The 19,809-nt window shown below is 70.9% G+C and carries 13 protein-coding genes, 1 tRNA gene, 1 pseudogene and 1 riboswitch; of the genes and pseudogenes, 12 read left to right on the top strand and 3 right to left on the bottom strand.

All coding sequences use genetic code 11. The features are described 5' to 3' along the window. Window positions 1–189 precede the first annotated feature (189 nt). From ACQPXS_RS20850 to ACQPXS_RS20820, 7 genes and pseudogenes are all read left to right on the top strand, one after another. On the top strand, window positions 190–1,251 hold the full coding sequence (locus tag ACQPXS_RS20850; protein WP_433450848.1) for a transglycosylase family protein: 1,062 nt from the start codon (window positions 190–192) through the stop codon (window positions 1,249–1,251). Between the two features lie 182 nt (window positions 1,252–1,433). Continuing rightward, window positions 1,434–1,606: riboswitch (cyclic di-AMP (ydaO/yuaA leader) on the top strand. A gap of 4 nt (window positions 1,607–1,610) precedes the next feature. Continuing rightward, a complete protein-coding gene (locus tag ACQPXS_RS20845) occupies window positions 1,611–2,306 on the top strand; it encodes a transglycosylase family protein (RefSeq protein ID WP_433450847.1) in 696 nt (231 codons plus the stop codon). 335 nt (window positions 2,307–2,641) lie between these two features. Beyond that, the gene (eno, locus tag ACQPXS_RS20840) at window positions 2,642–3,949 is read left to right on the top strand and encodes a phosphopyruvate hydratase (protein WP_351807373.1); all 1,308 of its coding nucleotides are present in this window, start codon (window positions 2,642–2,644) and stop codon (window positions 3,947–3,949) included. A gap of 118 nt (window positions 3,950–4,067) precedes the next feature. Next, a complete protein-coding gene (locus ACQPXS_RS20835) occupies window positions 4,068–4,544 on the top strand; it encodes an FtsB family cell division protein (RefSeq protein WP_365330918.1) in 477 nt (158 codons plus the stop codon). Window positions 4,545–4,572: 28 nt separating this feature from the next. Continuing rightward, window positions 4,573–4,974 (top strand): annotated as a pseudogene (locus tag ACQPXS_RS20830) (DUF501 domain-containing protein); the annotation flags it as partial. A gap of 204 nt (window positions 4,975–5,178) precedes the next feature. Further along, complete coding sequence (locus ACQPXS_RS20825; protein WP_433455886.1) at window positions 5,179–6,135, top strand: exopolyphosphatase; 957 nt, start codon at window positions 5,179–5,181, stop codon at window positions 6,133–6,135. 443 nt (window positions 6,136–6,578) lie between these two features. Next, window positions 6,579–7,958 carry an NAD(P)/FAD-dependent oxidoreductase gene (locus tag ACQPXS_RS20820; RefSeq protein ID WP_351807376.1) on the top strand — a complete coding sequence of 460 codons (1,380 nt, stop codon included), beginning with the start codon at window positions 6,579–6,581 and terminating at the stop codon, window positions 7,956–7,958. A gap of 79 nt (window positions 7,959–8,037) precedes the next feature. Here the strand turns inward: ACQPXS_RS20820 and ACQPXS_RS20815 are convergent, their stop codons facing one another. After that, window positions 8,038–8,634, bottom strand: coding sequence for a hypothetical protein (locus ACQPXS_RS20815; protein ID WP_433450846.1), 597 nt, complete (start codon window positions 8,632–8,634; stop codon window positions 8,038–8,040). Window positions 8,635–8,901: 267 nt separating this feature from the next. Here ACQPXS_RS20815 and ACQPXS_RS20810 point away from each other — a divergent pair, with 267 nt between their 5' ends. Further along, entirely contained in the window at window positions 8,902–10,194 is a 1,293-nt protein-coding gene (locus ACQPXS_RS20810) for a class I SAM-dependent methyltransferase (RefSeq protein ID WP_433450845.1), read from the top strand. A 63-nt stretch (window positions 10,195–10,257) separates the two neighbouring features. Here the strand turns inward: ACQPXS_RS20810 and ACQPXS_RS20805 are convergent, their stop codons facing one another. Further along, a complete protein-coding gene (locus ACQPXS_RS20805) occupies window positions 10,258–12,786 on the bottom strand; it encodes an ABC transporter permease (RefSeq protein WP_433450844.1) in 2,529 nt (842 codons plus the stop codon). Beyond that, window positions 12,786–13,556 (bottom strand): ABC transporter ATP-binding protein, encoded by a 771-nt coding sequence (locus tag ACQPXS_RS20800; RefSeq protein WP_433450843.1) that lies wholly within the window; start codon window positions 13,554–13,556, stop codon window positions 12,786–12,788. Before ACQPXS_RS20800 ends, ACQPXS_RS20805 begins: the two co-directional genes overlap by 1 nt. A 425-nt stretch (window positions 13,557–13,981) precedes the next feature. Between ACQPXS_RS20800 and ACQPXS_RS20795 the strand changes: the two genes are divergently transcribed. The 4 genes from ACQPXS_RS20795 (at window position 13,982) to ACQPXS_RS20780 (ending at window position 19,755) form a co-directional block, all read left to right on the top strand. Further along, window positions 13,982–14,068: transfer RNA gene (locus ACQPXS_RS20795), tRNA-Leu, on the top strand. Window positions 14,069–14,450: 382 nt separating this feature from the next. Beyond that, window positions 14,451–16,577 (top strand): hypothetical protein, encoded by a 2,127-nt coding sequence (locus ACQPXS_RS20790; protein WP_433450842.1) that lies wholly within the window; start codon window positions 14,451–14,453, stop codon window positions 16,575–16,577. Further along, window positions 16,574–18,886, top strand: a complete 2,313-nt coding sequence (locus ACQPXS_RS20785; RefSeq protein WP_433450841.1) for a WD40 repeat domain-containing protein — start codon at window positions 16,574–16,576, stop codon at window positions 18,884–18,886. The genes ACQPXS_RS20790 and ACQPXS_RS20785 overlap by 4 nt, the downstream gene beginning before the upstream one ends. Beyond that, window positions 18,883–19,755 (top strand): serine peptidase, encoded by an 873-nt coding sequence (locus tag ACQPXS_RS20780; protein WP_433450840.1) that lies wholly within the window; start codon window positions 18,883–18,885, stop codon window positions 19,753–19,755. Before ACQPXS_RS20785 ends, ACQPXS_RS20780 begins: the two co-directional genes overlap by 4 nt. Window positions 19,756–19,809: the final 54 nt, after the last annotated feature.

Below are 19,809 nucleotides of genomic sequence, written 5' to 3'. Positions count from 1 at the left end.
AAAGCGGGCAGGAGGGGACGATCGGCCGCCGCACAGCAGGAGATGACAAACATTCAACACTGTGATCTTCACGTGATCTGCGCGGCATGAACTTGTGACAAGTGATCGTCTGCCGATACGTTCACTCATCAGCGTGGCGAGAGGCACTGCTTCGCCCGCCGGTCCTGCTGTCGCACGAAAGGCTTCCGCATGCTCTCCGGGAACGGTCGTCACCGTCGCCCCCGTCAGGCTCCGGCCCTCCTCGTCGCGGCCGGGGTGACCGGCTCCGCCATCGCCATCCCGCTGCTCGGCGCCGCGAGCGCCAACGCGGCCGACGGCACCACGTGGGACAAGGTCGCCGAGTGCGAGAGCGGCGGCTCCTGGAGCGCGGACAGCGGAAACGGCTACTACGGCGGTCTGCAGATCTCGCAGGAGGACTGGGACGAGTACGGCGGCACGCAGTACGCCGAGAGCGCCGACCAGGCCAGCCGCTCGCAGCAGATAGCCGTCGCCGAGAAGATCCTCGCCGACCAGGGCACCAAGCCGTGGGCCATGTGTGCGCTGACCGCCGGGCTGACCTCCCACTCCGGTTCGGTCGACGTCGACCCCGGCGTCGGTGGCTCCGGCGGTTCGGGTGACGCGTCCGGCTCGGCCGGCCACTCCGGCTCGTCCGGTCTGTCGGATTCGTCCTCCTCGGACTCCGCTTCCGGCTCCAACTCCGGCTCGGACTCCTCCGGCTCGGACTCCACCGGCTCCTCCTCGGACGAGAGCACCGCACCGGCCCCGGGCTCGGGCAGCCACGCCACCGGAACCCCGGACGGCGCCGGTGACTTCACCGGAACCAGCACCCCCAAGTCCGACAAGACTGACAAGTCCGGCTCGCGCGACGGCGGAGGTTCACAGGGAGGCGACAGCTCTCCCACAGCAACCCCGAGCGCCGACAACCCGGACAATTACCAGCAGAGTGCCGGTTCCTGGAGCCTGGTCGACACCGGCGCGCTCGGCAGTGGCGGACGTCACCGCGGCGAGAGCGCGGACGAAAGCGTGACAAACGGTCAGAACGCCACGCCTTCCGGCCGCCACGCCGGCCGCGGATCGGACACCTACACCGTCCGCGAGGGCGACTCCCTCGCCTCCATCGCCGACTCCCTTGACGTCGACGGCGGGTGGCATGCGCTCTACGCCGCCAACAAGAAGGTCATCGGCGCCGACCCGGACCACATCGCCGCCGGTCAGACCCTGGAAGTCCATGCCGAAAACGGCGACGGCTAGCGGGAATTGACGCCCCACTTCGCGGCTGATGTCCGGTTTGGTGAAAGTGTGGGATGAGTCTCAGAAGCCCTGATCGTCTTTGAAAATCCGACGATCGCATGTCTACGGTCAGGACCGCTCGTCACCACGAGCCCCGGCAGCCGCAACGCCGAATCCTGCCAGCGGATGCCCGGGAACAGTCGTCGCGTCAAGCGCCGTAGGCAGGAGCGGGGGACCCAAGGTAAGCGCCGGGCCCAGCGGTTGACGCTGGTCCGGCTTGGGGTGAAGCCGCGCCTCGGATGAACGAGTGCGCGGCCGGGCAACTCAACCGGCCCGAACCCGACAGCTCACCTCGCAGGCGTCGGTGAGGGGATCGATCCATGCTGTTCTCCGGCAAGGGCACGCACCGTCGCCCGTCCAAGGCCGTCCGCGCCATCACGCTCGCCGGTGTCGCCGGCGCCGCCGTCGCCGCCCCGCTGATGGCGGCCGGCAACGCCTCCGCCGCCACCGCCTCCGAGTGGGACAAGGTCGCCCAGTGCGAGTCGGGCGGCAACTGGTCCATCAACACCGGCAACGGCTTCTACGGTGGCCTGCAGTTCACCAACTCCACCTGGGCCGCGTACGGCGGCACCGCCTACGCCGCGCGTGCCGACCTCGCCACCAAGGCGCAGCAGATCGCCGTCGCCGAGAAGGTCCTCGCGGGCCAGGGCAAGGGCGCCTGGCCGGTGTGCGGCACGGGCCTGTCGAGCACGCCGTACAACGGCTCCGCCCCGGCGGCCGCCAAGAGCACCACCAAGAGCACCACCAAGAGCACCGCCACCCGCTCCACCGGCCAGGCCGCCACCCGCTCCACCACGCGCACGGCCCCGTCGGCGAGCAAGACCGTCACCACCCCGACCGGCAAGAAGGTCGAGAAGGGCGACGGCGAGTACAAGGTCGTCAAGGGCGACACCCTCAGCGCCATCGCCGAGAAGCACCACGTGGCCGGCGGCTGGCAGAAGCTGTTCCAGCTGAACAAGGACATCGTCAAGGACGCCGACCTCATCTACCCGGGCCAGCAGCTGCACCTGAAGTGACGCCTGGCTCCGAACGGGCTCACAGTGCCCTCACATCCCCGGCCCGCATGCTGAGGGCCTCGTGAGGGCCACCCCCGTCCCCACGGGCTCCCCGCCCCGGCGCGTGTTCCCCCGTACGCGCCGGGGCGGGGTCTTGCGTTTCCCCACTCTTCAGCAGGGCCTCACCGGCAGGCCCCTTTGTTCCGTGGGTGAACAATAGGTACCGTCTGCGTGTCTCTCCTGTCCACGGGACGGTCGGTCGGTGGCCGACGCGCCGGGGACGGTTAGGCTCTAGTCGCAAGGCACAGCCGTAAGGCACACAGCCCCGCACTTCCAGCGTCACATCCAAGAAGGAGATGCTCGTGCCGTCCATCGACGTCGTCGTAGCCCGGGAAATCCTGGACTCCCGAGGCAACCCCACGGTCGAGGTCGAGGTCGGCCTCGACGACGGCAGCACGGGTCGTGCCGCCGTCCCGTCCGGCGCCTCCACCGGCGCCTTCGAGGCCATCGAGCTCCGCGACGGCGACCCGAACCGCTACCAGGGCAAGGGCGTCGAGAAGGCCGTCCTCGCCGTCATCGAGCAGATCGGCCCGGAGCTGGTCGGCTACGACGCCACCGAGCAGCGCCTGATCGACCAGGCCATGTTCGACCTGGACGCCACCGACAACAAGGGCTCCCTCGGCGCCAACGCCATCCTCGGCGTCTCCCTCGCCGTCGCCCACGCCGCCTCCGAGGCGTCCGACCTCCCCCTCTTCCGCTACCTGGGCGGCCCCAACGCGCACCTGCTGCCGGTGCCGATGATGAACATCCTCAACGGCGGCTCGCACGCGGACTCCAACGTGGACATCCAGGAGTTCATGATCGCCCCGATCGGCGCGGAGTCCTTCTCCGAGGCCCTGCGCTGGGGCGCCGAGGTCTACCACACCCTCAAGTCCGTCCTGAAGTCCAAGGGCCTGTCCACCGGCCTCGGCGACGAGGGCGGCTTCGCCCCGAACCTGGGCTCCAACCGTGACGCCCTGGACCTGATCCTCGAAGCGATCAAGCAGGCCGGGTACGTCCCCGGCGACCAGATCGCCCTCGCGCTCGACGTGGCCGCCTCCGAGTTCTACAAGGACGGCAAGTACCTCTTCGAGGGCAAGGAGCGCTCCGCCGCCGAGATGACGGAGTACTACGAGGAGCTCGTCGCGGCCTACCCGCTCGTCTCCATCGAGGACCCGCTGTTCGAGGACGACTGGGCCGGCTGGAAGGTCATCACCGACCGTCTCGGCGACAAGGTCCAGCTGGTCGGCGACGACCTGTTCGTCACCAACCCCGAGCGCCTCGCCCGCGGCATCGAGGAGGGCACCGCCAACGCCCTGCTGGTCAAGGTCAACCAGATCGGCTCGCTGACCGAGACCCTGGACGCCGTCGAGCTGGCCCAGCGCAACGGCTTCAAGTGCATGATGTCCCACCGCTCCGGCGAGACCGAGGACGTCACCATCGCCGACCTCGCCGTCGCCACCAACTGCGGCCAGATCAAGACCGGCGCCCCGGCCCGCTCCGAGCGCGTCGCCAAGTACAACCAGCTGCTGCGCATCGAGGAGATCCTCGACGACGCCGCGGTGTACGCCGGCCGCAGCGCGTTCCCGCGCTTCAAGGGCAACCACGAGATCTCCAAGGGCTGAGCCAACCCGGGCCAAGTCTTAGCCAGTCGTACGTACGTCCCCGTACCCGGTCCCGTACCGTGTCCGGGGACGTACGCACGTGTGAAGCACACCGGCAAGGGGAGGCGGGAGAAGCCAGATGGCCGTGAAGGACCGGGACCGTTTCTCCACCGCGACCAGGCTGCGGCTGCTCGGCGAGCAGACGGCGGCCCGCGTGTACCGCTCCCAGACCAGGCGCCAGGCCCGCCGCTCCCGGCTCACCGGCCGCGCGGCGCTGCTCGCGCTGGTGCTGTGCTCGCTGATCGTCGCGCTCGCCTATCCGATGCGCCAGTACGTCTCCCAGCGTGCGCAGATCTCCGACCTCCAGCGGCAGCAGGAGCAGGCCCGCAAGCGGGTCGAGCAGCTGCGCGACCTCAAGGCGCGCTGGCAGGACGACTCCTACGCCGAGCAGCAGATCCGGCGCCGGCTGCACTATGTGATGCCCGGGGAGACCGGGTACGTGGTGATCGACCCGGGCGCGGCCAAGCAGTCCCGCGCCGACCTCGGGGCCGCCCGCCGGCCCTGGTACGCGAACGTCTGGGACGGCGTCGACAAGTCCGACGCCTCCGACCAGTGAACTGACAGAAAGTCTCCGATAAGCAGTCATGGAAACGCCCCCGCCGCCCACTGAGCGCACCGAGCCCACCGACGCCGACGTCGAGGCCTTCCAGCAGCAACTCGGCCGCCCGCCGCGGGGCCTGCGGGCCATCGCGCACCGCTGCCCGTGCGGTCAGCCGGACGTCGTGGAGACGGCACCCCGGCTGCCCGACGGCACGCCCTTCCCGACGACGTACTACCTGACGTGCCCCCGCGCCGCCTCGGCGATCGGGACGCTGGAGGCGGACGGCGTCATGAAGGAGATGACGGAGCGGCTGCAGACCGACCCGGAACTGGCCGCCGCCTACCGGGCCGCGCACGAGGACTACATCCGGCGCCGGGACGAGATCGAGGTCCTGGAGGGCTTCCCCAGCGCGGGCGGCATGCCGGACCGGGTCAAGTGCCTGCACGTGCTGGTGGCCCACTCGCTGGCCGCCGGCCCGGGCGTGAACCCGCTCGGCGACGAGGCGATCGCGATGCTGCCGCAGTGGTGGCGCAAGGGGCCGTGTGTCCAGCCGCTGAAGGCGCCCGACCCGGCGGACGAGCACCCCGGCGAGGAGGGCGCGGTCACCGACCCGACCGAGGTCCGCAGCGGTTTCTTCGCAGGCCGGCCGATGGTTCCGGAGGGCTTCTCACGGGTCGCCGCCGTCGACTGCGGCACGAACTCCATCCGGCTGCTGGTCGCCGACGTCAACCCGGCCACGGGCGAACTGCTGGAGCTGGACCGGCGCATGACGATCGTGCGGCTCGGCCAGGACGTGGACCGCACCGGCCGGCTGGCGCCCGAGGCGCTGGAGCGGACCTTCGCCGCGTGCCGGGAGTACGCCGGGATCATCCGCGAACTCGGCGCCGCCGAGGTGCGGTTCGTCGCCACCTCCGCCTCCCGGGACGCCGAGAACCGGGACGACTTCGTGCGCGGCGTGCTGGACATCCTCGGCGTCGAGCCGGAGGTGATCAGCGGCGAGCAGGAGGCCGAGTTCTCCTTCACCGGCGCGACCAAGGAGCTGACGGGCCGGGACGATCTCACCAAGCCGTACCTGGTGGTGGACATCGGCGGCGGCTCCACGGAGTTCGTCGTCGGCGCGGAGCACGTCCGGGCGGCGCGGTCCGTGGACGTCGGCTGCGTGCGGATGACCGAGCGGCACCTGGTGCACGACGGCAAGGTGAGCGACCCGCCCACCGAGGAGCAGATCGCCGCCATGCGGGCCGACATCGAGGCCGCCCTGGACCTCGCCGAGGAGACGGTCCCGCTGCGCGAGGCGCGCACGCTGGTGGGCCTCGCCGGGTCCGTCACCACGGTCTCGGCCATCGCGCAGGAGCTGCCGGAGTACGACTCCGCGCGCATCCACCATTCCCGCATCTCCCGCGACCGGGTCCGCGAGATCACCGAGTGGCTGCTGCGCTCCACGCACGCCGAGCGCGCCGCGATCCCCTCCATGCACCCCGGCCGGGTCGACGTCATCGGCGCGGGCGCCCTCGTGCTGCTCGCGATCATGGAGCGGACCGGCGCCGAGGAGGTCGTGGTGAGCGAGCACGACATCCTCGACGGCATCGCCTGGTCGGTGGCGTAGCTCTCTTTTGTTACTCGCGGGTAGCCGTCTGCTGAGCAGGTCGGATAACGTTTGAGCGGTGCCGAGGGGCCCTTCGGGCCCCTTCGGCGCGACCGCTCCGGGAAAGTTCGTGAAGTTCTTCACAAGGAATTCGGCCCGGCCGGGCCACGAAAGGGTGCCGGTTGGCCCTTCCGGGGGCCCAAAGCTCGTTTGAACATGTTCAGATGGAGGACGCGGGTGGCCGCGGAAAGGGTTGTTCCGGTGGCGTCACGGCACCCTCACCGCCGTCCCGCCGGCCCGGAGAGGCAGCTCACGCGGCATTGACAACGGTCCCGGCCGTACTGCGGTTCCCGCGGCCGGTCATGATCTGCGTCACGCGGGTCGCGGAGTGTAGCACAGGGCCTGTCAGACCTTGTGAAGGGGCGCACGAGCACCCCCTCCGAGGCGGGTGGATACTCGATGGCATGAGCACCACGGAGCGTCCCAGGATCCTCGTAGTAGGCGGTGGGTACGTAGGCCTGTACGCAGCTCGGCGCATTCTCAAGAAGATGCGCTACGGAGAGGCGACCGTCACGGTCGTCGACCCCCGGTCGTACATGACCTACCAGCCCTTCCTCCCCGAAGCCGCCGCCGGCAACATCTCCCCTCGCCACGTCGTCGTCCCGCTGCGACGCGTACTGCCGAAGGCGGAGGTCCTCACCGGTCGGGTCACCACCATCGACCAGGACCGCAAGGTCGCCACGATCGCCCCGCTGGTGGGCGAGGCGTACGAGCTGCCCTTCGACTACCTCGTGATCGCGCTCGGCGCGGTCTCCCGCACCTTCCCGATCCCCGGCCTCGCCGAGCAGGGCATCGGCATGAAGGGCATCGAGGAGTCCATCGGCCTGCGCAACCACGTCCTCGAGCAGCTGGACAAGGCCGACTCCACGACCGACGAGGAGATCCGCCGCAAGGCGCTCACCTTCGTCTTCATCGGCGGTGGCTTCGCGGGCGCGGAGACCATCGGCGAGGTCGAGGACCTGGCCCGGGACGCGGCCAAGTACTACAAGAACGTGTCCCGTGAGGACATGCGCTTCATCCTCGTCGACGCCGCCGACAAGATCCTCCCCGAGGTCGGCCCCAAGCTCGGCCAGTACGGCAAGGAGCACCTGGAGAGCCGGGGCGTGGAGATCTACCTCTCCACCTCCATGGACTCCTGCGTCGACGGCCACGTGGTGCTCAAGAACGGCCTCGAGGTCGACGCCAACACGATCGTGTGGACGGCCGGCGTCAAGCCGAACCCGGCCCTCGCCCGCTTCGGTCTGCCCCTCGGCCCGCGCGGCCACGTCGACTGCGAGCCCACGCTCCAGGTCAAGGGCACGGACTACATCTGGGCCGCCGGTGACAACGCGCAGGTCCCGGACCTCGTCGGCCGCAAGGCGGGCAACGAGAACGCCTGGTGCCCGCCGAACGCCCAGCACGCGCTGCGCCAGGCCAAGGTCCTCGGCGACAACGTGGTCTCCGGCATGCGGGGCTTCCCGCAGAAGGACTACGAGCACGCCAACAAGGGTGCGGTCGCCGGTCTCGGCCTGCACAAGGGCGTGGCGATGATCGTCATGGGCAAGATGAAGATCAAGCTCAAGGGCCGCCTCGCCTGGTACATGCACCGTGGCTACCACGGCATGGCGATGCCGACCTGGAACCGCAAGATCCGCGTCTTCGCCGACTGGACGCTCGGCATGTTCCTCAAGCGCGAGGTCGTCTCCCTGGGCGCCATGGAGAACCCGCGCGAGGAGTTCTACGAGGCCGCGAAGCCGGCGCCGGTCGCCGCCGCGAAGACCGAGGAGAAGGCCAAGGCCTCCTGACCCAGGTCTGCCGAACACGCCGAAGGGGCTGCCTGCCATCCGTGGTGCGGGCGGCCCCTTCGGCGTGTCCGCACACCGGTCAGGTGGACACGGCGGGTCCCTGGGCCTGCCGGGGGCCGTGGTCCGGGACCTTGACGCTGTCGAGCACCTGCCGGTAGTCCCGGTCGACGGCGTCGCGCTGGTCGTCGTGACCCACGGTCATGACCACGATCGACTGCCTGCCGTGGTCGACGAAGCGGATGTGCCCCGTCCTGCCGCCGACGCCGACGAGCTTGGCCTCCAGATAGCGGTCGCCGTCCTTGGTGCCTTCGTGGACGTCGGTGCCGCGCAGTCCGGCGCCGATGTCGGCGCTGTTGTAGCCGTCCACCGCGGCCTTGAGGCCGGTCTTCAGGTCCCACGGCTCGGCCTGGGCGTGGGCGGGCCCGTCGAACACCGAGAAGCCCAGGGCTCCGTAGCGGGTCGGCACCACATAGTCCCGGCTGTTGACTCCGTGATCGCTGTACCTCTGCATCACGGGCTTTCCGGGGAGCCGGACGGAGATGCCGCTCGGGGAGTCGGTGATCTCCTGCCACTGAGTGGCGGCGAAAGCGCTGCCCTGCGACAGCGCGCCACCGGTGACGACCGCCGTCGAGGCGGCGAGCAGAGCGAGACGGTGGAACCTGGAAAGGCGAACCATGGAAATGCACATCCGATGAGGAGAAGGGAAGCCGGGTACGTCATCCATTACGGCCCGGCCCCCGAGCGCACGTCATGCCCCTGCAAGTCGTGACTTGACCGACGGCAGGGCCTCGCGCACACTCCGCACCCCCCGGCCGGTCCTGCCATTCGTATGGCCCATACAGCTGTTTTGCCCAGTTGTAACTCCTTTGCGGGACTGCGCCGGACGGCCAACGGTGTTTACGTGGTTACCGGCATCCGGGATCTCGTCTTGGAGGTGTGCGCCATGGCCGACGCCGCGTCGCGGCTGAGGAGTCTTGCCGAGCAAGGGCTGGGAGCTGCGCTCCCGCTACGGATCCGGGCCTGGGACGGGTCGCAGGCGGGGCCGCCGGACGCGCCGGCGCTCGTCGTGCGCAATCGCCGGGCCCTGCGCCGCATGCTGTTCAAACCGGGCGAGCTGGGCCTCGTCCGCGCCTGGGTCTCCGGGGACCTGGACGTCGAGGGCGACCTGTACACCGCGCTCGACGCGCTGGCGGGACTGGTGTGGGAGCGCGGCGAGGACGCCCGCGGCCTCCTGCAGTCCCTGCGTGAGCCCGCCGTACGGGCCGCCGCCCTCGAACTGCTGAAGCTGGCCGGGCCCCCGGTCCCGCCCGCGCCGCCGCGCGAGGAGGTCCGCAGGCCACGCCGGCATCTGCACACCCGGCGCAGCGACAAGCGGGCGATCAGCCACCACTACGACGTCGGCAACGACTTCTACGAGATCGTCCTCGGGCCGTCCATGGTGTACTCCTGCGCCTACTGGGAGGACGACGGCACCCTGGAGAGCGCCCAGCGGGACAAGCTCGAACTCGTCTGCGCCAAGCTCGGTCTGAGGCCCGGTCAGCGGCTGCTGGACGTCGGCTGCGGCTGGGGCTCGATGGCGATCCACGCGGCCCGTGAGCACGGCGTGAGCGTCGTCGGGATCACTCTGTCGCAGGAGCAGGCGGCGTACGCCCGCAAGCGCGTCGCCGACGAGGGGCTGACCGACCGGGTGGAGATCAGGGTCCAGGACTACCGGGACGTCGCGGACGGGCCCTTCGACGCCGTCTCCTCCATCGGCATGGCCGAACACGTCGGGGCCGAGCGGTATCTGGAGTACGCCCGCCGGCTGCACGGCCTGCTCAAGCCCGGCGGGCGGCTGCTCAACCACCAGATCGCCCGCCGCCCGCAGCACGACGAGTCGGCGTACTCCGTGGACGAGTTCATCGACGCCTACGTCTTCCCGGACGGCGAACTCGCACCCCTGGGCACCACCGTCACCCAGCTGGAGCGCGCCGGGTTCGAGGTGCGGGACGTGGAGTCCATCCGCGAGCACTACGCGCGCACCCTGCGCCGGTGGGTCGCCAACCTGGAGGGGGAGTGGGACCGCGCGGTCCGCCTCACCAGCCCCGGCCGGGCCCGCGTCTGGCGGCTGTACATGGCCGCCTCCGCGCTCGCGTTCGAACACAACCGGATCGGCGTCAACCAGGTCCTGGCGGTCCGCACCCCGGAGTCGGGCGCGTCCGGCCTGCCGCTGCGCACCCGCACCTGGAACACCTGACGGTTCGTACGGCAAAGGGGGGCCTCGCGGCTGCGAGACCCCCTCTTTCGCCGTGCCGTACGGCTACTCGGCCTTGATCGCCGCCAGCATGTTCAGCCGGGCCGCGCGCCGGGCCGGCCACAGGGCGGCGAGGACGCCGACCGTACCCGCCAGCAGCAGGAAGACCGCCATCCGGGCCCAGGGCAGGACCAGTTCGTACGTCGGCATCTTCGTGCCCAGCAGCTGACCGGCCGCCCAGCCGAAGAACACGCCCAGGCCGATGCCGAGCACCCCGCCGAACAGGGAGATCACCAGGGACTCCAGGCGGACCATCCGCTTGACCGCCTTGCGGTCCAGGCCGATCGCGCGGAGCATGCCGATCTCCTGGGCGCGTTCGAAGACGGACATCGCCAGGGTGTTGATGACCCCGAGGACCGCGACGATCACCGCCATGCCGAGCAGGCCGTAGAGCATGTTCAGCATCGTCGTGAAGATCTGCGCGATGCTGTTGGAGATGTCCTGCTTGTCCTGGATCTTGATGGCCGGGTTGGTGCCGAGGACCTTCGTCAGCCGGGTCTTCGTCGCGTCCGAGGCGCCGTCCGCCGTCTTGACCATGACCTGCATGTCGGCCGGGTCCTTCAGGTGCGGGGTGAGGACCTTGTCGTCGAGCATGATGCCGTTGATCATGTCGTTGCCCTCGTAGACACCGGCGACGGTCAGCTGCCGTGCCTTGCCGTCCTCGAAGTGCGCGGTGAAGTGCGAACCGGGTGTCCAGCCGTACTCCTTGGCCCGGTCCTTGTCGACGACGACCCGCGTGCCGCTCACCGTGAACGAGCCCTCGTCCACCTTCAGGTCGGTCAGCTTCCCGATGGACGAGCCGTCGACCCCGGTCAGGAACTCGGTCTTGCCGTCGATCCGGGACTCGGCGTTGCGCAGCGGGCTGCTGGCGGTGACGCCGTCGGTGGCGGCGAGCGTGGTCGCCACGTCCGGGGAGAGCGGGGAGCGGTTGGCCATCGAGACGACGTAGTCCGCGCGGATCGCCGAGGAGGCCATCTTGTCGATCGCGGTCTGCAGGCTGCCCGCCATCACCGTCAGACCGGTGATCAGGGTCAGGCCGATCATCAGCGCCGAGGCGGTGGCCGCCGTGCGCCGCGGGTTGCGCACCGAGTTCTGGCGGGCGAGCTTGCCCGAGACCCCGAAGGCGCGCAGCACCGGGGCGGCCGCCGCGATCAGCGGGCGGGACAGCAGCGGGGTCAGGATGAACACGCCGATGATGAGAAGGACCGCGCCGATGCCCATCGGGCCCTGGGCGGAGTCGGTGTCCATCGACGTGGCCGCGAGGACCACCGCGACGCCGGCCGCCGCGAACAGCGCGCCGAGCGTGTTGCGCAGCACCAGCGACTTGGTGGTGGCCTTGGCGTGCACGCTGCTCATCGCCGCCACCGGCGGGATCTTCGCGGCCCGGCGGCCGGGCAGCCAGGCGGCCAGCATGGTGATGAGGATGCCGACCGCGAGGGCGGCCACCACGGTGCCGGGGCTGATCACCAGCGGCCCGTCGGGCACGCTCGCGCCGAAGGAGCCCAGCAGCGAGCGCAGGCCCGCGCCGATGCCGACGCCGGCGGCGAGGCCCGCCACGCCGGCGACCGCGCCGACCGCGAACGCCTCGGTCAGCACCGAGCGGGTCACCTGGCGGCGGGAGGCGCCGACCGCGCGCAGCAGGGCCAGTTCCCGGGTGCGCTGGGCGACCAGCATGGTGAAGGTGTTGGCGATGATGAACGTGCCGACGAACAGCGCGATGCCGGCGAACACCAGCAGGGCCTGCTTCAGGCCGCTCATCGAGGCGGCGATCTGCTTGGCCTGGTCGTCGGCGAGCTGCTCGGCGGTGGTGGTCTTCACCTGGTGCGCGGGCAGGGCCTTGTCCAGCCGGGCCTTCAGCGCGGTCTGGCTGGTGCCGGCCGAGGCCTTGACGTCGATCTCGTCGTACGTGCCCTTCTTGCCGAACAGCGCTTGCGCGGTCGGCGTGTCGAACAGGGCGAGGCTGCCGCCGGCGGAGACGTTGCCGTCGTCGGTGGTGAAGATGCCGGCGAGGATCGGGGTGAGGACCGGGCCGTTCACGGACAGCCGCACGGTGTCGCCGACCCGGTAGCCGGCCCGCTTCGCGGTCCTGGAGTCGAGCAGCACCTCGCCCGCGCCGTGCGGGGCGTGGCCGCCGACCAGCGGGTACCGGGCGTCCTTGGTGCCCCAGTAGTTGCCGCCGTTGGACTGCCAGTCGCCGCCGACCAGTTTGCCGTCCTTGCCGGCGACGGCGGTGAAGCCGCCGACGACTCCGGTCGCGGAGGCGGCACCGGGGACCGCGGCGGCCTTGTCGAGCGTGGCCTGGGTCAGGTCGGACAGCTTGCCGACCTTGTCGCCCTCGGAGTCCTGGTACGTGGGCCGTACGGCGACGTCGACCTGGTCGAAGCCCTTGGCGGAGCTCTTCTGGTAGGCGTCGGAAATGGTGTTGGTGAAGACGAGCGTCCCGGCGACGAAGGCCACGCCGAGCATCACGGCGAGCACGGTCATCAGCAGCCGGGCCTTGTGCGCGAGAACGTTGCGCAGGGCGGTGCGGAACATCAGGAGGTACGGCCCTTCGCGTCGAACTGCTTCATCAGGTCGAGGACGGAGTCGGCCGTGGGGCCGTGGATCTCGTCGACGATCCGGCCGTCCGCCAGGAAGACCACGCGGTCCGCGTACGCCGCCGCCACCGGGTCGTGCGTCACCATGACCACGGTCTGGCCCAGTTCGCGCACGGAGTTGCGCAGGAAGCCGAGGACCTCGGCGCCGGAGCGCGAGTCGAGGTTTCCGGTCGGCTCGTCACCGAAGATGATGTCGGGCTTGGAGGCCAGGGCGCGGGCGACGGCGACACGCTGCTGCTGACCGCCGGAGAGCTGGGAGGGCCGGTGGGCGAGCCGATCGGACAGGCCGACCATCGCGATGACCCGGTCCAGCCAGGCCTTGTCCGGCTTCCGCCCGGCGATGTCCATCGGCAGGGTGATGTTCTCCAGGGAGGTCAGCGTCGGCAGCAGGTTGAAGGCCTGGAAGATGAAGCCGATCTTGTCCCGGCGGAGCCTGGTGAGCTGCTTGTCCTTCAGGGAGCCCAGCTCGGTCTCGCCGATCCGCACGGAACCGGAGGAGAAGGTGTCGAGGCCGGCCACGCAGTGCATCAGCGTGGACTTGCCCGAGCCCGACGGGCCCATGATCGCGGTGAACTCGGCCTGCCGGAAGTCGACGGAGACCCGGTCCAGGGCGACCACCCGGGTCTCACCCTGCCCGTAGATCTTCGACAGCTCCGTGGCGCGTGCGGCCACGGCGGTGGTCCGGCCGGCGGTGGGTGTGGTGGTCACGGGACGGTGCTCCTGTCGGGACGACGTGTGTTCCATGGGGACCGTTCCATCGTCCCGGCGCCGAGGACGCGTGTAGTCAGTCGCTGTTCCGGTTCCGGGGGGCGACTGGGGTCGGACGGGAGAGCGCCGCGTCATACCTGGGGAGGACGGCGGACCCTGAGAGCGGCACTGGCCGGATCGCCGTCGAACCGCTGTCGAACGATGTCGAGAACGGGTGGAACACCCTCGTTCGGACGGTGAAATTCCGTCATTCCGCGTACGGGCGTACCCCCGTCACGTCAGGCTGTTGGCAAGTGCGGATGGCCCGTTCCGCGGGCTGATGCACCCTCAGGCGTCAATAAAATAAGACAACATCGGTCCGCCCTTCCGCTGTTCGGGGGATGCGTCCCGATAGGCTCGAACCTCGAAGCGGAGCCCCATGGCCTGCCCGGATGGTGGAATGCAGACACGGCGAGCTTAAACCTCGCTGCCCCTTCGCGGGCGTGCCGGTTCAAGTCCGGCTCCGGGCACCACTTCGTCTGCGACGCGGGGCGGGGGCCACCCTCGGGAGTGGTCCGACAGCGGTCCGCCGGCTGCGGTTCTGGTCGCGATTGCCTCCCCTGGAGCGCGCCGCCGACCCGCTTCGCGGCGTCCTTCTCGGCCTGCAGGTCGCCTGGGCGTCACTCTTGGTCACCGATCAGATGTCGTGAGGGCATCCCACCGAAGTCCTGACAGCGGCGCGTGGGGTTGTGGGCGGGCGTGCGCGGTCGGTGGTGGGCGCGAGGGCCGCGTGCCAGAATCGGCTGGTGATCCGCTACCCGGAAGAGGGGCTGTTGGGGGGCAACGCGGGTGATCGACGGGGGAGTTGACGCAGGCGCCGGGGAGAGGCTCGCGCGTTTGCGGGAGGGCTCGGGCGTGAGCGGGGAGTCCGGGCCGCGGAAGGTCTTGGCCATCGGCCTTCCTGTCGACGCGGAAGAGGCTGCCGGGCCGCCGGCCCTGGACAGCCAGGACCTCGATCCGCTCGCCGCGGCACCCCGGCACGCCGCCGAGGTGGCTCGGGCACTGGCCCGCTTCGGGTACGCCCCCCACGGGGAGCCCGACCGGGATGCCCCCGCCGGGCGGGCCCTCGATCCCTCCGGCGAGATCCGGACCGCCATCACCACCGCCGACGACGATGCCGTGCTGATCGTCCACCTGGTGGCCCATGGACGGCTCGCCCAGACCGGTGAACGCACCCTGCACGTGGTCGGCCGGGACGGGCGGAACGTGGACGACCCCGTGGCCGCGTGGATCAGCTTGATCGAGTCGCACCCGGACAAGCCGCGGCCGCTGACCCTTTTCATCCTGGACCTGTGTCACTCCGGCACCGCCGCCGAGCTGCCATGGCACCAGCAGATGCCCACCGGCAAGCGGAGGGCCTGGGTGATCGCCGCCTCCGCGGCGCAGGACCAGGCATGGAACTACCGGCTCAGCCGCGCCACCGCCGCTGTTCTGCACGCCTACAGCGACGGTGTCCTGCGCGCCGACGCCTCGCTGCGCTACATACCGCTGGCCACCGTCGGACGGGAGATCACCCGCCTGGTAGCCGAATACAGCCGGGAAGAGAAGTTCTTCCAACAGCCCGAGGGCAGTCGGATCCCCTTCTTCGACACGCTCGACCACCTGCCGTTCTTCCCGAACCCGCACTACCCGCCCAGGGCGCGGGCCGGTGTGCTGGCCGAGGTCGAGCAGGATCTGGCACCGCTGGTCGACGAAGCGTTCGACCCCCTGCACTTCATGAACCGCGGCGCCGGTGGCGAGGCGCTGGACGCCGGCATCGGTCACGGCTACTTCCGCGGGCGCCGCACGGAGGCCGCGCTGCTGTCGCAGTGGTTCAACGGCGACGGGCCACCGTTCGCGGCCGTCACGGGAAAGCCCGGCGTGGGCAAGTCGGCCCTGCTCGGTGTCCTGGTCTGCGCGGCCCATCCCGAACTGCACGGCATCACCCGCCAGTTGTGGCTTCCGCTGCCGCACCGTCCGGCCGTGCACGACAAACTCGCGGTGGTCCACGCCCGGCGCCGCACCCTGGAGGAGGTGGCCGATTCACTGGCCCGCCAACTGGGGGCGTCGGCCGCGGACCGGCCGTCCGCGGGCTGGGACGCGGAGGGCCTGGCCCGGCTGGCGGGTACGGACACCCGACGGCCCGCCACGCTGGCGCTGGACGCACTGGACGAGGCGGAGCGCCCGGAGGACGTGGTCCGGGCACTGCTGCTGCCCCTGGCACAGGAGGCGTCGCGCGTGGACACGATGCGCCTGCTGATCGGCACGCGGCCCGAACCTTTCGCCGAGCCGCTGCTGGACCTTGCGCGGACGGCCGGGGTGCTGGTCGACCTCAACGCGGCTGACCGGGCCGACCTGCACGCCGATCTGCAAGCGTATGTGCGCGACCTCCTGGCCAGCGCGGGCCCCTACCAGCTCAGGGAGAACGCCGCCGCCGCGAAGGCGTTGGCCCTGGGGATCGCCGACCGGCTCGCGGGCGACACGGGCGAGCGCCGCTCCCTGGAACAAGCACCCCTGGAATGGGGGGAGTTCCTCGTCGCCGGGCTGTATCTACGGCACGTCCTGACCCTTCCGGTGGAGAGCGATCCGGCCCGCGCCCGGGAACTGGGGCGTGCCGCCCCGCGTGACCTGACGGCACTGCTGAGACTCGATCTGGCCCGGCCGGGGGAGCGGACCTGGATGCGCCCGGTGCTCGCGGCCCTGGCTCACGCCGAGGGGCTCGGTATGCCGGAACGTGTGCTAGCCCATACGGCCGGGGCCTTCGCCCCGTCGCAGCTCCCGGCCGGTGAGCCGATGGACCCGGACCAGGTGAGGCAGGCGCTCGACCAGGCACGGTTCTATCTGAGGCATGACGTCGACGTGGACGGCACGACTCTGTACCGCCTCTTCCACGAGGGCCTCGCCGAGCGGCTGCGGGCCGATCCGTACGGGCCGGCGGCCGCGTTTCCCCCGCCGCGGACTCCCAAGAGCCCGTCCCACGAGGGGGGAAGGGACGCCTGGTGAGCGCCTCCGCGGAATCGCCGTACGCGGCACAGGTGTTCGACCGCCTGTTGCACTGCGTCCCCCACACGGACGGCCGCCGACTGTGGCAGGTGGCGGATCCCTACCTCCTGCGGCACGCCGCCCAGCACGCCGTCCAGGCCCACCGCAGTGACGAGCTCCTGCTCGACGCCGACTTCCTCGCCGAAGCAGAGCCCGACGCCGTACTGACGATGCTGCCCACCGCCAGCACCCGGGAGGCCCGGATAGCCGCGGCGGTCTACCGTGCCTCCTACTCGGCCCACCGCCGGCTGAGTCCGCACGAGCGGCGGCAGATCCTGGCCCTGGACGCGGCCCGGTTCGGGATCGCCGGGCCGCTGAGACACCACCTCGCCCACGGCACCGGCTGGCAGTATCCGTGGGCCACGGGCCAGCAGGCGTCGACCGCGCTGACCGCCACGCTCGAGGACCACACCCAGGCGGTGACCGACGTGGTCGTGACGGTGCTCGACGGTCTGCCGGTCGCGGTGACAGCCGGGTCGCGCGGCCGCGTGCGGGTATGGGATCTCGCCACCGGACTGACCACACACACCTTGGAAGGGCACACGGGCCCGGTGACAGGGCTGGCGGTGACCGAGCTGGGCGGTCTGCCGGTGGTCGTCACCGTCAGCTGGGACAGCACCCTGCGGGTGTGGGATCTCGCGGAGGGACACGCCATGGGCGTCGCCGACGCGCGCCCGGGGGCATCGGCTCCGCTGACCGCCCTGGCCGTCCTGCAGGTCGGCGGACGGTGCATGGCGGTGACGACGGCAACCGGCGGCATGGCCTGGGTGTGGGAACTGACCATCGGCGCCGACCGCCGGGTGCGCTGCACGCGGCGGATCCTCTCGGCCCGCGCCGAGCCCATGATCTCGGTGGCGGCCGCGGTACTCGACGGGTGGCCGGTAGCCGTCACCACGCGCTACGACGGCTCGGCCACCGTCTGGGACCTCGGCGAGAACGTCCCGGCCGGCGGGATGGTCCTGGAAGGACACCAGGGCTGGGTGCTGGGCGCGGCACTGACCGTGGTCGACGGCAGGCCGACCGCCGTCACGGCCGGCCGTGACCGCACGGCCCGGGTGTGGGACCTGGTCTCCGGCCGGAACACGGCGGTGCTGCGGGGACACACCGACTGGGTGACGGGCGTCGCGGCAGCTCGGCTGGAGGGTCTGCCCGTGGTCGTGACGTCCAGCCGGGACGGCACGGCCCGGGTGTGGGACCTGAGCACCTTCCGGATCACGGCCACCACGACCAGGGCCCGGCCCGCGGAATGGCTCACGGCCGTCGCCGTGGGCGACCCCGCGGGCTGGCCCATGGCCGTCACCGCGGGACAGGCAGGCAACGTGCACGTGTGGGACCTGTCCGCCCGCAGCACGGCGACCAGCCTGGAAGGTCACACCAACGAGGTGACCCGTGTGAGGGCGGCCTGCGTGGACGGACGCATGGTCGCCTTCACCGCCGGCCGGGACGGCACGGCCCGCGTGTGGGATGTCTTCGCCGGACAGACCCTCGTGGTGCTGGAGGACCATACGGGCCCGGTCAACGACCTGGCCGTGACCGTCGCGCCGGGTGAGCAGCCCGTGGTTCTCACCGGAAGCGACGACGGAACCGCTCACGTGTGGCAGGTGGGCAGCGGCCGCAGGCCTGTCGTCCTGGACGGCCACTCCGACGGGGTACGGAAGGTGGGCCTGGTGGTCGGCGGCGGTGTGACCTTCGCCGTCACGGCCGGTGCGGACGGCAGGGTCCGGGTGTGGGACACGGCTCGCCGGCTTCGCGTGGACACCTTCGACTGCATGGTCCGAGCCATGGACGTGGCCGTCATCGACGGCCGTCTGGCCGCCGTGTTCGCCCAGGAGGCGGAACTGCACTGGGTGTGGGACCTGGACTGGCGGCGTTCCCGGGTGCCGCTGGCGTACGACGGACCGTCACCCGTCACCGCCGTGGCGGCCTCCCGACTCGGCGGACGCCCGGTGGCGTTCGCCGGGGCGGACGACGGCAGCATCCGGATCCTGGCCGCGGACGGCGGCGAACGGCTCGCTGTCCTGGACGGCCACGACGCCGCGGTGACCGATCTCGCCGTCCTGCACCAGCAGGGTGCGAACCGGCTGGTCAGCACCGCACAGGACTTGACCGTACGGGTCTGGGATCCCCTCGGCGGCCGGCTGCTGGCCCGCCTTTCGCTGCCCGACGTTCCCCACAGCGCCGCCCTCGGCCCCGACGGGACCGTCGTGGTCGGCATGGGCCACGAAGTCCTGGCGCTGCAAGCCACCGCGATCCGGCAGGAGATGTCATGACCGCTACCTCACCTGTGCGTGTCGTCGGTGTCCACGGAGTGGGCCACTACAACCGCCGCCAGACACCCGACGAGGTACGCACCGCTCAAGCCCAGGACTGGACGAAGCATCTGGCGGTCGGCCTGACCGCCGACCCCGCACTCATCGACCTCGACTTCGCCTATTACGCACCGCTGCTGCACCCTGGCCCCGTCTCCCAAGGGGGCGGCGACCCCGAGGAGTTGGCAGATCCCCTCGAGCGGGAACTGATGGCCGCCTGGCTGGCCGCACTCGATGCACCCCAGGCGGTGAGCCAGGGCGCTCTCACCCTGCCGCTGCGCTACGCCGCGTCGTGGGTGGCGGAGCGACTGAGCCTGGACGGCCGGCTGACCAAACTCTTCATCCGCGTCTTCTTCCGCGAGATGGCCGCCTACGTCCGCGCCGACGACGCCGTGGAGCGGCTGGCCGCACGGGAGGAGGTCGCTCGCCGCATCGCACGCCACCGCCCCCGGATCGTCATCGCGCACTCACTGGGCTCCGTCGTCACCTACGAAGCCCTGCACGCCCACCCGGAGTTGCGGGTGGAGCTGCTGGTGACCGCCGGTTCCCCGCTGGCCCTGCCGCGAGCCGTGTTCGACCGTCTCTCGCCACGGCCCGAAAACGGTCCCCGGCACCGGTTGGGGACGCGTCCGCCCGGCGTGGAGCGATGGGTGAACATCGCCGATCCGGGCGACCCGGTGGCGATACCGCCCCGACTGGCGACCTTCTTCCAAGGAGTCGCGCTGGACCTGACGGACACGATCCACGCCGGGTTCGGATTCCACCACGCCAAGAACTACCTGGCCTGCGCCGCCATGTCCGCCCTCCTCGGCCCCTACGTCGGACGGTGACGGTCCGAGGGTCCGAGCCGGTCGGCGCCGACGGACGGCGAGGCCTCGGGCGCC

The sequence above is a fragment of the Streptomyces sp. CA-142005 genome (assembly GCF_050942335.1).
Classification (GTDB): Bacteria; Actinomycetota; Actinomycetes; order Streptomycetales; family Streptomycetaceae; genus Streptomyces.
The sequence above is the reverse complement of the archived record's forward strand: the minus strand, read 5'-3'. Positions and strand labels throughout refer to the sequence as shown.

Excerpts from the sequence above, each read along its gene's own strand:
- ACQPXS_RS20850 (WP_433450848.1), top strand. The coding sequence starts at position 190 with ATGCTCTCCGGGAACGGTCGTCACCGTCGCCCCCGTCAGGCTCCGGCC.
- ACQPXS_RS20845 (WP_433450847.1), top strand. The coding sequence starts at position 1,611 with ATGCTGTTCTCCGGCAAGGGCACGCACCGTCGCCCGTCCAAGGCCGTC.
- eno (WP_351807373.1), top strand. The coding sequence starts at position 2,642 with ATGCTCGTGCCGTCCATCGACGTCGTCGTAGCCCGGGAAATCCTGGAC.
- ACQPXS_RS20835 (WP_365330918.1), top strand. The coding sequence starts at position 4,068 with ATGGCCGTGAAGGACCGGGACCGTTTCTCCACCGCGACCAGGCTGCGG.
- ACQPXS_RS20825 (WP_433455886.1), top strand. The coding sequence starts at position 5,179 with ATGGTTCCGGAGGGCTTCTCACGGGTCGCCGCCGTCGACTGCGGCACG.
- ACQPXS_RS20820 (WP_351807376.1), top strand. The coding sequence starts at position 6,579 with ATGAGCACCACGGAGCGTCCCAGGATCCTCGTAGTAGGCGGTGGGTAC.
- ACQPXS_RS20815 (WP_433450846.1), bottom strand. The coding sequence starts at position 8,634 with ATGGTTCGCCTTTCCAGGTTCCACCGTCTCGCTCTGCTCGCCGCCTCG.
- ACQPXS_RS20810 (WP_433450845.1), top strand. The coding sequence starts at position 8,902 with ATGGCCGACGCCGCGTCGCGGCTGAGGAGTCTTGCCGAGCAAGGGCTG.
- ACQPXS_RS20805 (WP_433450844.1), bottom strand. The coding sequence starts at position 12,786 with ATGTTCCGCACCGCCCTGCGCAACGTTCTCGCGCACAAGGCCCGGCTG.
- ACQPXS_RS20780 (WP_433450840.1), top strand. The coding sequence starts at position 18,883 with ATGACCGCTACCTCACCTGTGCGTGTCGTCGGTGTCCACGGAGTGGGC.